Source organism: Aquitalea palustris, assembly GCF_003693445.1.
Classification (GTDB): domain Bacteria; phylum Pseudomonadota; class Gammaproteobacteria; order Burkholderiales; family Chromobacteriaceae; genus Aquitalea; species Aquitalea palustris.
The window spans coordinates 65,178-76,673 of sequence record NZ_RFAR01000023.1; the positions used below are offsets into that span (position 1 = coordinate 65,178).

The 11,496-nt window shown below is 60.9% G+C and carries 10 protein-coding genes; 7 read left to right on the top strand and 3 right to left on the bottom strand.

All coding sequences use genetic code 11. The features are described 5' to 3' along the window. The first annotated feature begins 59 nt into the window (after nucleotides 1-59). Both murJ and queF read left to right on the top strand, forming a co-directional pair. Nucleotides 60-1,595, top strand: a complete 1,536-nt coding sequence (murJ, locus tag EAY64_RS07135) for a murein biosynthesis integral membrane protein MurJ (protein WP_103524087.1) — start codon at nucleotides 60-62, stop codon at nucleotides 1,593-1,595. Nucleotides 1,596-1,616: 21 nt separating this feature from the next. Continuing rightward, nucleotides 1,617-2,456 (top strand): NADPH-dependent 7-cyano-7-deazaguanine reductase QueF, encoded by an 840-nt coding sequence (gene queF, locus EAY64_RS07140; protein ID WP_103524088.1) that lies wholly within the window; start codon nucleotides 1,617-1,619, stop codon nucleotides 2,454-2,456. 69 nt (nucleotides 2,457-2,525) lie between these two features. On the opposite strand, the gene EAY64_RS07145 is transcribed toward queF, so the two are convergent. Further along, nucleotides 2,526-3,206: a pseudouridine synthase gene (locus EAY64_RS07145; protein ID WP_103524089.1), complete on the bottom strand. Its 681-nt coding sequence runs from the start codon at nucleotides 3,204-3,206 to the stop codon at nucleotides 2,526-2,528. A gap of 182 nt (nucleotides 3,207-3,388) precedes the next feature. Here EAY64_RS07145 and EAY64_RS07150 point away from each other — a divergent pair, with 182 nt between their 5' ends. After that, nucleotides 3,389-4,099, top strand: a complete 711-nt coding sequence (locus EAY64_RS07150) for an alanyl-tRNA editing protein (RefSeq protein ID WP_103524090.1) — start codon at nucleotides 3,389-3,391, stop codon at nucleotides 4,097-4,099. 77 nt (nucleotides 4,100-4,176) lie between these two features. Here EAY64_RS07150 and parE read toward each other — a convergent pair whose 3' ends face one another. Both parE and EAY64_RS07160 read right to left on the bottom strand, forming a co-directional pair. Continuing rightward, nucleotides 4,177-6,141 (bottom strand): DNA topoisomerase IV subunit B, encoded by a 1,965-nt coding sequence (gene parE, locus EAY64_RS07155; RefSeq protein WP_103524091.1) that lies wholly within the window; start codon nucleotides 6,139-6,141, stop codon nucleotides 4,177-4,179. Nucleotides 6,142-6,294: 153 nt separating this feature from the next. Then, complete coding sequence (locus EAY64_RS07160) at nucleotides 6,295-6,843, bottom strand: RNA pyrophosphohydrolase (protein ID WP_103524099.1); 549 nt, start codon at nucleotides 6,841-6,843, stop codon at nucleotides 6,295-6,297. Nucleotides 6,844-7,040: 197 nt separating this feature from the next. Between EAY64_RS07160 and EAY64_RS20780 the strand changes: the two genes are divergently transcribed. The 4 genes from EAY64_RS20780 (at nucleotide 7,041) to pssA (ending at nucleotide 11,325) form a co-directional block, all read left to right on the top strand. Continuing rightward, nucleotides 7,041-7,175 carry a hypothetical protein gene (locus EAY64_RS20780; protein WP_255424536.1) on the top strand — a complete coding sequence of 45 codons (135 nt, stop codon included), beginning with the start codon at nucleotides 7,041-7,043 and terminating at the stop codon, nucleotides 7,173-7,175. A gap of 61 nt (nucleotides 7,176-7,236) precedes the next feature. Continuing rightward, on the top strand, nucleotides 7,237-8,565 hold the full coding sequence (locus EAY64_RS07165) for a glutamine synthetase family protein (protein ID WP_103524092.1): 1,329 nt from the start codon (nucleotides 7,237-7,239) through the stop codon (nucleotides 8,563-8,565). A gap of 10 nt (nucleotides 8,566-8,575) precedes the next feature. Continuing rightward, nucleotides 8,576-9,892, top strand: a complete 1,317-nt coding sequence (locus EAY64_RS07170) for an NAD(P)/FAD-dependent oxidoreductase (RefSeq protein ID WP_103524093.1) — start codon at nucleotides 8,576-8,578, stop codon at nucleotides 9,890-9,892. A 92-nt stretch (nucleotides 9,893-9,984) separates the two neighbouring features. After that, entirely contained in the window at nucleotides 9,985-11,325 is a 1,341-nt protein-coding gene (gene pssA / locus EAY64_RS07175; protein WP_103524094.1) for a CDP-diacylglycerol--serine O-phosphatidyltransferase, read from the top strand. Nucleotides 11,326-11,496 lie beyond the last annotated feature (171 nt).

Sequence of the window (11,496 nt, forward strand, 5' to 3'; positions counted from 1 at the left end):
AACAATAAACCCGCCAGCGTAAACTAGCCGGCTTGCTCAACCCGCCCTCCCCCCAATAAATGAACCTGCTCAAGGCTCTGGCTGCAGTCAGCAGCATGACCATGGTGTCGCGTATTCTCGGCCTGGTCCGTGACACCCTTATCGCCCGCGTCTTTGGCGCCGGCATGGCGGCAGATGCCTTTAATGCCGCCTTCAAGATTCCCAATATGTTGCGCCGCCTGTTCGCCGAAGGGGCGTTCTCCCAGGCGTTTGTCCCCATCCTGGGTGAATACAAGAATCAGAAAACCGAAGCTGAAACCCGCGAATTCGTCGCCAAGGTAACGGGTGTGCTGGGTTCGGTACTGCTGCTGGTAACGGCCATCGGCATGCTGGCTGCCCCGGCCATCATGTGGATCTCCGCCCCCGGCTTTTATCGCGAACCGGCCAAAGCAGCCTTGTTTGCCGACATCCTGCGCGTGTCGTTTCCTTATATCTTTTTCATTTCGCTGTCGTCGATGACCGGCAGCATCCTCAATAGCTGGGGCAAATTCTCGATCCCGGCCTTCACGCCCACCTTTCTGAATCTCAGCTTCATCGTGTTTGCGCTGTTTTTCACCCACAACTTTCACCCGCCCATCATGGCCATGGCCTGGGCGGTGTTTGTCGGCGGCCTGATCCAACTGGTATGGCAACTGCCCTTTCTCAAGCAGATCGGCATGCTCACCATGCCCATCTTCGACTTCAAGGACGCAGCGGTATGGCGGGTAATCCGCCAGATGGGCCCGGCCATCTTCGGGGTATCGGTGGCGCAGATCTCCTTGCTGATCAACTCCACCTTCGCCTCCTTCCTGCCCACCGGCAGCGTGTCGTGGATGTATTACGCCGACCGGCTGATGGAATTCCCCTCCGGCGTGCTGGGCGTGGCGCTGGGGACCATCCTGCTGCCCTCGCTGTCCAAGCATGCTGCCAGTAAGTCCGACAGTGAATTCAGCGTACTGCTGGACTGGGGCATTCGCCTGTCGCTGCTGCTGGCGGTGCCGGCCACCGTGGGCCTGGGCCTGCTGTCCGGCCCCTTGCTGTCCACCCTGTTCATGTATGGCCGCTTTACCGCGCATGATGCGCTGATGTCGCAACAGGCCGTCATCGCCTACTCCCTGGGCCTGCTGGGGCTGATTCTGGTCAAGGTGCTGGCACCGGGCTTTTATGCGCGACAAGACATCAAGACGCCGGTACGCATTGCCCTGATTACCCTGGGCTGCACCCAGCTGATGAACCTGATGTTTGTGTTTTCGCTCAAACACGCCGGACTGGCGCTGTCGATTGGCCTGGCCTCCTGCCTGAATGCCGGCCTGCTGCTGTCCACCCTGCTCAAACGCAAGATCTACCAGCCGCAAGCCGGCTGGAGTGGCTTCCTCGGCAAGATGGCACTGGCCATCCTGGCGATGACCGCCGTACTGCTGGCCCTGCAATGGCTGCTGCCCATCCACTGGGATGGCCACGCCTGGCAGCGCGTGTGCTGGCTGACCCTGCTGGTGGTCGCCGGCGCCGTCACCTACTTCGCCTCGCTGTTTGCACTGGGCTTCCGCCCGCGCCAGTTCATGCGGCGCGAACATTGATACGTATTGCAAGGAAACATCATGAAACCCCAAGCCATGTCACCGGAACAGTCCCCGCTGGGCAAGACCGTCAGCTATCAGGACCAGTACGACGCCAGCCTGCTGTTTCCCATTCCGCGCAAGATGAAACGCGATGAAATCGGCGTGAACGAACAGGCCCTGCCCTTTGCCGGCGTGGATATCTGGACCGGTTTCGAGCTGTCCTGGCTGAATGCACGCGGCAAGCCGCAGGTGGGCATTGCCACCTTCCGCATTCCGGCCGACAGCCCCAATCTGATCGAGTCCAAATCGTTCAAGCTCTACCTGAACAGCTATAACCAGACCCGCATTGCCAGCCTGGAAGAGTTACAGGCGCAGCTGGCGCTGGACCTGTCCAATGCCGCCGGCGGCGCGGTATCGGTCAGCGTACAGCTGCCGCAGGACTTTGCCGCTGAGCGCATTGCCGAACTGGCCGGCGACTATATCGACGCGCTGGACATCGCCGTCGACAACTACGCGCCCTGCCCGGAGATTCTGCGCGCCGATAGCAGCCATATCGTCAGCGAAACCCTGTGCAGCAATCTGCTGAAGTCCAATTGCCTGGTGACCGGCCAGCCGGACTGGGGCAGCGTGCAGATCAGTTATACCGGCCCCCAGCTGGACCGCGAGGCCCTGCTGCGCTACCTGATCGGTTTCCGCCAGCACAATGAATTCCACGAGCAGTGCGTGGAGCGCATCTTCACCGACATCCTGCGCGCCTGTGCACCGCAGCAGCTGACGGTCTACGCCCGCTACACCCGCCGTGGCGGCCTGGACATCAACCCCTGGCGCAGCAATGCGGCAGAACCGCCACAGCACAACACCCGCACGGCACGGCAGTAAGCTGGCCGCCTAAAGTAAAAAAGCCTGCTTGGACGACAAGCAGGCTTTTTTGCGGGCAACACCAGGCCATCAAAACGGCACGGGGGCTTCGAATTCCATTTCCTCACGGGTAATCGGGTGGCGCACCACCAGCCGCGAGGCATGCAGCAGCAGGCGCTCGGCCTTGGCCAGCACTTCCGGCGGCGCATAAATGTCATCGCCCAGAATGGGATGGCCGCTTTCCAGATGCAGCATGTGCATGCGCAACTGGTGGGCACGGCCGGTTTGCGGGTCCAGCTCCATGCGCGAGGTCTGGCGCAGGGAATCGCGCAATACCACGCGGTAATGGGTGATGGCTTGCTTGCCCTCCACCAGATCGACCTTCTGCCGTGGCCGGTTCGGCCAATCGATGATCAGCGGCAGGTCGATGGTGCCGCTATTGCTTTCGACAATACCGTCCACCACGGCGATATAGCGCTTTTTCACCTTGCGGTCCATGAAAGCAATCGACAGCGCACGCTGCATCGCTGCCCCACGGCCAAAGATCACCAAGCCCGAGGTAGCCATGTCCAGCCGGTGCACGGTCAGTGCGTCGGGATAGACTTTCTGCACCCTGCTGACCAGGCAATCCTCCTTGCCCTCGCCACGCCCGGGCACCGACAGCAGGCCAGACGGCTTGTCCACCACCACCAGGCAGTCGTCGGCGTAAATCACCGCCAGACCGGTATCAGGCGGCGGGGTGTAGGTTTCCAGATTATGGGCTTGGGTCATGGCAGCACACCGCGCCCAGCCTTGCAGCAGGCGCGCAAAAAACGAAGAACGGGCGATTATCGTATTCCCGGCCAGCCTTCACAAGCTGTCACCCTGCATTTGCCAGGGAATTGCCACTTGAAATGACCGCACAACGCCATCACCCTGTCATGATCAGATCATTCCCCACCCAAGGAGCCGTCATGCAGGAGCGCTTTTACCTCGACCCTTACCAAAGCCTGCTGGAAACCACCGTCGTGCGCCATGACGATGCCGGCCTGGTGCTGGCAGACACCCTGTGCTACCCCTTGGGCGGCGGCCAGCCCGGCGACACCGCCACGCTGGCCCTGGCCGATGGCAGCACGCTGGCCATCAGCGATACCCGGCGCAACCGCGAAACCCGCGAAATCCTCCACATCACCGCCGCCGATGCCCCGCGACTGGCAGCCGGCAGCCCCGTCACCCTGACGCTGGACTGGGCGCGCCGTCACCGTCACATGCGGGTGCACACCGGCCTGCATTTGCTCTCCGTGGTGATCAAGGCCGGCGTCACCGGTGGCAATCTGACGGCCGAATCCGGCCGGCTGGACTTCGACATTCCGGAAGGCATGGAGCTGGACAAGGACGCCATCGAGGCTGGCCTGAATGCCTTGGTGGCACAGGACCTGGCGGTGAGCATCCAGATGACCAGTGGCGAAGCATTGAAAGCGCGTCCCGAGCTGATCAAGACCATGTCGGTGACCCCGCCGCTGGACTTGTCGGAAATCCGCCTGCTGGAAATTGATGGTGTCGACCTGCAGCCCTGTGGCGGCACCCATGTGCGCAGCACCGGCGAGATCGGCCGCCTGCTGGTGAAAAAGATTGAAAGCAAGGGCGCACGCAACAAGCGGGTGGTGATCGCACTGGCCGACTGAGCAATTGTGATCTGCCATGGCAAAGGGGACCCGCAGGTCCCCTTTTGCATGCCCATCAGCGCCAGACAGCGACTGGCTCAGATATCGGCCTCCACCTCATTGCCCTTGGCCTCCATCCAGCTACGACGGCTGGAAGCCTCGCCCTTGCCCATCAGCATGACGAAGGTGGACAGGGTATGGGCCAGCTCGCCCGGACGCACCTGCACCCGCGACAAGCGGCGGGTATCGGGGTTCATGGTGGTGTCCTTCAGTTGCTCCGGGTTCATCTCGCCCAGACCTTTGAAGCGCGAGATCCCCCAGCTGCCCTCACGCACCCCTTCACTGCGCAGACGGTCGAGAATGGCGTTGAGTTCGCCCTCGTCCAGCGCATAAATCTTGCGCGGCGGACGGTTCTTGCCCGAACCCGGCACATCCACCCGGAACAGCGGCGGCTGGGCGATGTAGATATTGCCGTTTTCGATCAGCCGCGGGAAATGGCGGAAGAACAAGGTCAGCAACAGCACCTGAATGTGAGAGCCGTCTACGTCGGCATCAGACAGGATGGCAATCTTGCCGTAACGCTGGCTGGACAGGTCGGGGTGATCGTCCGGCCCGTGCGGGTCGACACCGATGGCCACCGAGATGTCATGGATTTCGGCATTGGAAAACAGCTGATCCTTGTCGGTTTCCCAGCTGTTGAGCACCTTGCCACGCAGCGGCAGGATGGCCTGGTATTCCTTGTCACGCGCCAGCTTGGCCGAACCACCGGCCGAATCACCTTCTACCAGGAACAGCTCGTTGCGCTCCAGATCTTCGCTTTCGCAATCCGTCAGCTTGCCCGGCAGCACGGCAACGCCCGAACCTTTTTTCTTTTCTACTTTCTTGACCGATTTCAGCCGTGATTGCGCCTGACGGATGGCCAGCTCAGCAATCTTCTTGCCGGCCTCCACATTCTGGTTCAGCCACAGCTCCACCGGGTCCCGCGCCAGGCTGGAAATCAGCTTGAGCGCATCGCGACTGGTGAGCTTGTCCTTGGTCTGGCCCTGGAATTGCGGGTCGAGCACGCGGGCGGACAGTACAAAGCGCACCCGGCTCCACACGTCTTCGGCCATCAGCTTGACGCCACGCGGCAGCAGATTGTGGTGATCGATAAAGGTTTTCACTGCATCAAACACCCCGGCGCGCAGGCCGGCTTCGTGCGTACCGCCAGACGGGGTGGGAATCAGGTTGACGTAGCTCTCGCCGCTGGCCCCGTCTTCGAACCAGGCCATCGCCCATTGCACACCCTCGCCCTTGGCGAACTGTTCGTGGTCGTCACCGATATAGGCTTCGGCAGCAAACAGCGGGGCGACCGGCTCGTCGCCATTGCACAGCTCGGCCAGATAGCTTTTCAGGCCCTGCGGATACTGCCACACCTTGACCTCGTCACCACTGGGGCGCTCCACCGTCAGCGTCACCGCAACGCCGGGCAGCAATACCGCCTTGGCGCGCAGCAGGCGCTCCAGCTCCGGCAAGGAGTAACGCGGGCTTTCAAAATATTTGCCATCCGGCCATACCCGCACGCGGGTGCCGCTGGTGCGCGAGCCACAATCGCCGATACGGGCCAGTGGCTCGATCACATCCCCACCGGAAAACACCAGGCGGTGTACACCACCTTCGCGTTTGACCTCCACCTCCAGCCGGGTGGACAAGGCATTGGTCACCGACACGCCCACACCATGCAGACCGCCGGAGAAGGCATAGGCACCGCCATCCTTCTTGTTGAACTTACCGCCAGCATGCAGCCGGGTGAATACCAGCTCCACCACCGGCACGCCTTCCTGCGGATGCAGGCCCACCGGAATGCCGCGACCATCGTCTTCTACCGACAGCGAGCCATCCTGATGCACGGTGACGGCAATCTTGCGGGCATAGCCACCCAGCGCCTCGTCGGCTGCGTTATCGATGACTTCCTGACAAATATGCGTGGGATCGGTGGTGCGGGTATACATGCCCGGCCGTTCCTTGACCGGTTCCAGCCCCTTGAGCACCCGTACCGAGGATTCGTCGTACTGTTGAGTCATAGCTTGTTTCGTCGCCTGTATCGGCCCTGCAGCCAGGGCCAAGCTGAATGATGTCGCCGCCCCGCCATACGGCGGGAAGGGCATGATGCTCAAACGGCAGCACTGGGCCGCCGCTTGCTTGAAGAATGATGCAGATCGCCCGGCAATGCGGCGTCAGTGATCCTGCAGCTTGTCCGGTAAACCGCAGGCGGGCTGACGCATGCGCTGCAGGAAGCTGTCGTAATTTTCCAGGCCCTTGAGAAAACGGGATAACTCGGTCAGGGCGCGGATATAAACATCGCGCTTGAACTCGATGACCGCATCCACCGGTGCCCAATAGTCATTCCAGCGCCAGCCGTCGAATTCCGGATGGCTGCTGGCACGCAGGCAGACATCGCAATCGCGACCGGTCAGCCGCAGCAGGAACCAGATTTGTTTCTGTCCTTTATAACTGCCACGCCATTCGCGCCTTACCCAGTTGCTGGGCACGTCATAGCGCAGCCAGTCGCGGGTACGCCCCACGATCTTGACATGTTGCGGCAACAGCCCGACCTCCTCCAGAAGCTCGCGGTACATGGCCGCTTCCGGACTTTCGCCCGGCTTGATGCCTCCTTGCGGAAATTGCCAGGAATGCTCGCGCACCCGCTTGCCCCAGAACACCTCATTTTTACCGTTGATGAGGATGATTCCGACATTGGGGCGATATCCGTCCCGGTCCAGCATGAAAAAAACCTGCAAATCGTCTAGTTGACCGAATTTTTGCACATTTCGTCAGCTCTTGCCATGCGGCTGTCCACCCGAGTGCCCGGCAAATCCACCACAGCATGCGCCAAGCACATTAAAAAGAATTGACGCCAGCGGGCAAAGCCGTTTAAAAATCAGCGCAGCACTACCCACCCTTCATCAGGATGCCCGGCCACATGCAAGCACGTCGCAACCCACCAGCCGTCCCCGCCCTGCCTCTGGCAGTGGTGGCGCTGTGCCCGTGGGCCAATCCGACAGCCTTGTCGCTGGGCTTCTTCATCCAGCCGTTTACTGCAGTCGGTCACCGCTAGCGTTGTGCCGTAATACCCGCCGTATGGCGGCTCACGACAATGCCTAGCACAAGGACCATCCATGCAAGATTCTGCAAATTGGCTGCACAGCCACGGCATTCGCACGGTCGAATGCCTGTTTTCCGATATCACCGGTAGCGCACGCGGCAAGGTTGTCCCCACCGCCAGCCTGCTGGCCACGAACGAGCTGCGCTTCTCCCAGGTTGGCCTGGTACAAAGCGTCAGCGGCCACTGCCTGCAACAGCTGGTGCCCGAACTCGACCCCGACATGCGCCTGCTGCCTGATTCCAGCACCCTGCGCCAGTTGCCATGGAGCCGCGAACCGGCGGCCATGCTGATTCACGACTGCCTGCATGAGGATGGCAGTCTGGTGGAGTTCGCCCCGCGCAATGTGCTCAAGCGGGTGCTGGCACGTTATGCCGAACTGGGCCTGACGCCGGTGGTTGCGCCGGAAATGGAGTTTTATCTGTTTGCCCGCCGCAGCAGCCTGGATGCCGCTCCACAAGCTCCCGCCTGCTATGGCAGCACTGGCGATAGCCTGCGCCAGCCCTATTCACTGGACCGGCTGCACGATCTGGATGCGGTACTGGGCGATATCCAGCATGGCTGCCAATGCCTGGGCATCGGGGCCGATACCTTGCTGCAAGAGGTAGGCTGCGGCCAACTGGAGATCAATCTGCAACACGGCGATGCCATTGCGCTGGCCGATCAGGCCTTCCTGTTCAAGCGCATGGTGCGTGAGGCTGCAGCACGCCACAATCTGGAGGCGTGTTTCATGGCCAAACCGCTGGCCGATGATGCCGGCAGCGCCATGCATATCCACCAGAGCCTGGTGCATGCCGATACTGGCCGCAACGCCTTCTCGCTGGACAATGGCCAAGCTGCACCGCGTTTCGCCCACTATATCGCCGGCCTGCAACACTATTTGCCCGATGCCTTGCTGCTCCTGGCTCCCTACGTCAACTCCTTCCGCCGGCTGGCACCCTTTACGGCAGCGCCCATCAATGTGGAATGGGGCTATGACAACCGTACCTGCGGCTTGCGCATTCCGCATGGAGGCCCACAAGCACGACGGGTGGAGAACCGCTTGCCCGGTGTGGATGCCAACCCCTATCTGGCTTTGGCCACCACCCTGGCCTGCGGTTTGCTTGGCATGCAACAGGAACTGCAGCCGACAGCACCGCTGGATAGCAGCGCCTATGGTCGCCCCTACGCCTTTCCCCGCACCCAGCTGGAAGCGGTGGAGCGGCTGGCTGCCAATGCTGAACTGGCTGCAGTGCTGGGACCGCAGTTTGTTGCCACCTATTGTCAGCTCAAGCTGAGTGAATGGCAGGAATTCAATCGCCAGGTCAGTCCCTGGGAGTATCGCCATCTGCTAAGCCAGGCTTGAAAGAGCTTGCATGAACCGTGAACACGCACCGCATCTGGCCCAGTTTGATGGCCATCACATCGACTCCTGGCACGCAGCCACGGCGCCACTGCGCGAGCGCTATCCGGTTCTCAACGAAGTCATACGCTGTGATGTCTGTGTGGTGGGCGCCGGTTTTACCGGCCTGTCCACCGCACTGAGCCTGGCTGAAAAAGGGCTCTCGGTCACCCTGCTGGAAGGTGCCCTGGTCGGTTTTGGCGCATCAGGCCGCAATGGCGGGCATATCCTGCACGGTTTTGCCGCCAGCATGGCTGCATTTGAAAAGCAGCTGGGGGCACGGGGGGCCCGCCAATGCTGGGATGCCTCGCTGGAGGGGGTCTCGCTGATTGCCAACCGTATCCACCAGCATCAGATCGACTGCGATCTGCACTGGGGCCTTCTCACCACCGTACGCAACCGTCGGCAGCAGCAATGGGTGCAGGCCCAGCAGCGCCAGCTACAGGCGTATGGCTATCACGACGCACAATGGCTGGAAGGGCCGGCGCTGCGCGGTCACATCGACTCACCGTGCTTCAGCGCCGCGCTTTACGACAGTGGCTGTGGTCACCTGCACCCGCTCAAATATGCACAGGGGCTGGCACGGGCGGCCTCGCAGGCTGGCGTGAAATTATTTGAGCATTCACCCGTCACCTCCATCGACGAGGACAAACGGGGCTTGCAGATCGGCACACCTCAAGGCTGGGTCAATGCCGACAAAATGGTGCTGGCCTGCAATGTTGATATCGGGCCATTGCAAGCCGGCTTACGGCGCTGCATCGTACCGCTGCGTTCGCACATCATTGCCACGGCCCCCTTACCGGCAGAACTGGCCAGCAGCCTGCTACCCGGTGGCGCCGCCGTCTGCGAAGGCAGCCCCTTGCCAGATTACTTCCGCCTGACGCCCGATCATCGCCTGCTGTTTGGTGGCCATCCAGGCAGTGCCTGCAGCAGCCCGCAGGCCATGATGACCGAGTACCAGGCGCGACTAGCCCGCATCTTTCCCCAATGGAAAAACCGGCAGATCGACTATGCATGGAGTGGTCATGTGGATGTCGGCCCCGCACGCCTGCCACAGATCGGCCGCCAGGGACAGCGCATCTACCACGCCCAGGGCTTTGCCGGCCATGGTGTCGCATTAAGCGGCATGGCCGGGCAAATGCTGGCAGAAACCATGGCAGGTGATATCGGCTGCTTTGATGTATTCAACAAACTGTATGCGCACCCGCTGCCACTGCCAGCCTCGCTGGAAGACAGCCTGCTGCGCCTGTCCGTGCTCTACCATCGCCTGCGCGATACCCTTGGCTGCTAGCTGCCTGCCGGCATGCCCCTGCTGGCGACCCCAAAACCGGCAAACGATGCTAGGATGCCTCGATCAACCGTTTTACTCGTGATCGATCCCGCATGGCATTTCTTCTTGACCGGCCTTCATTGCAGCGCCTGCCGCGTTTTCCGCTGAGCGCCGCCGCCTTTACCACCTTGTCCAGCGCAGCAGAGTTTCGGCATGCCCTGCTGGCTGCCATCGCCAATGCCCGGCAGCGCATTTATCTCACGGCACTCTATCTGGAACAGGATGAAGCCGGTCGTGAAATACTGGCGGCACTGTTTGAAGCCAAGCAGGCCAACCCTGCACTGGACATCCGCATCACGGTGGACTGGCACCGCGCGCAACGCGGTCGCATCGGCGAGAGCCACGACAGCTGCAATGCCGCCTGGTATCGCGAGGAATGCAGTCGCCACGCGGTCGAGCTGCCCGTGTATGGCGTCCCGGCTCAAACGCGGGAATTGTTCGGCGTACTGCACCTGAAAGGTTTCGTGATCGATAACCAGGTGATCTACAGCGGTGCCAGCCTCAACAATGTCTATTTGCACAAGCAGGACAAATACCGTTTCGACCGCTATCACCTGCTGGAAAATGCCGCCCTGGCCGACAGCATGGTCAAGTTGCTGTGCCAGCACTTTTTCAATGATGAGGCCGTGTTCCGGTTAGACAAACCGGTGCCCTGCACCCGCAGCATCCGCAAGGAAATCCGCGCCTTCCGCAGCCGGCTGGAAAGCCTGCACTACACCCTGCCCCCCGAGCAGGCCTGTCAGCACGGCATGGGTGTCACCCCGGTGCTGGGGCTGGGCAAGGGCAATGCGCTCAATCGCCTCATCCTGCAATTGATCGCCAAGGCCGAGCAACGGCTGGTCATCTGCACGCCCTACTTCAACTTCCCCATGGCAGTACTGCGCGCTATCAATCGCGCCCTGCGCCGTGGCGTGGAAGTCACCATCATCATCGGCGACAAAACCGCCAATGATTTTTTCATTCCCGAATCCGAGCCCTTCCGCCTGATTGCAGCACTGCCCTATCTCTATGAAATGAATCTGCGCCGCTTTGCCAAACGCCGCCAGGCGCATATCGATGCAGGGAAACTCCATCTGCAGCTCTGGAAAGAGGGGGATAACAGCTACCACCTCAAAGGCATGTGGTGTGACCAGAACTACATCCTGCTGACTGGCAACAATATGAATCCACGCGCATTCCGGCTCGATCTGGAAAATGCCTTGCTGATTCACGATCCGGAACAAGAGCTGCAATCCCAAAGCCAGCGCGAACAGCAACACATCCTGCAGCACACCACCCGCATCAGTCACTATCGCCAGCTGGAAAGCGTGCGTAACTATCCATTAAAAGTACGCACCATTCTCACGCGACTGAGCCGAGTGCGCATTGACCGGATGCTGAACCTGATGCTGTAGCGCAACCCCTAGTGGCTCGATCACATCCCCACCGGAAAACTCCAGTGGGTAGCCAATAAACGCAAATAGCCGCTTCTTAGCGGCTATTTTTACGACTGTGCTAATTACGATTTACGCTGGGCGCGAGGGTAAAAATGCAAAAAGCCCAGCTCGATTGAGCTGGGCTTCTAA

What these genes read in the sequence shown, in the direction of transcription:
- queF (WP_103524088.1), top strand. Translation starts at nt 1,617, where the DNA reads ATGAAACCCCAAGCCATGTCACCGGAACAGTCCCCGCTGGGCAAGACC.
- EAY64_RS07145 (WP_103524089.1), bottom strand. Translation starts at nt 3,206, where the DNA reads ATGACCCAAGCCCATAATCTGGAAACCTACACCCCGCCGCCTGATACC.
- murJ (WP_103524087.1), top strand. Translation starts at nt 60, where the DNA reads ATGAACCTGCTCAAGGCTCTGGCTGCAGTCAGCAGCATGACCATGGTG.
- EAY64_RS20780 (WP_255424536.1), top strand. Translation starts at nt 7,041, where the DNA reads ATGCAAGCACGTCGCAACCCACCAGCCGTCCCCGCCCTGCCTCTGGCA.
- EAY64_RS07170 (WP_103524093.1), top strand. Translation starts at nt 8,576, where the DNA reads ATGAACCGTGAACACGCACCGCATCTGGCCCAGTTTGATGGCCATCAC.
- parE (WP_103524091.1), bottom strand. Translation starts at nt 6,141, where the DNA reads ATGACTCAACAGTACGACGAATCCTCGGTACGGGTGCTCAAGGGGCTG.
- EAY64_RS07160 (WP_103524099.1), bottom strand. Translation starts at nt 6,843, where the DNA reads ATGCTGGACCGGGACGGATATCGCCCCAATGTCGGAATCATCCTCATC.
- EAY64_RS07165 (WP_103524092.1), top strand. Translation starts at nt 7,237, where the DNA reads ATGCAAGATTCTGCAAATTGGCTGCACAGCCACGGCATTCGCACGGTC.
- pssA (WP_103524094.1), top strand. Translation starts at nt 9,985, where the DNA reads ATGGCATTTCTTCTTGACCGGCCTTCATTGCAGCGCCTGCCGCGTTTT.
- EAY64_RS07150 (WP_103524090.1), top strand. Translation starts at nt 3,389, where the DNA reads ATGCAGGAGCGCTTTTACCTCGACCCTTACCAAAGCCTGCTGGAAACC.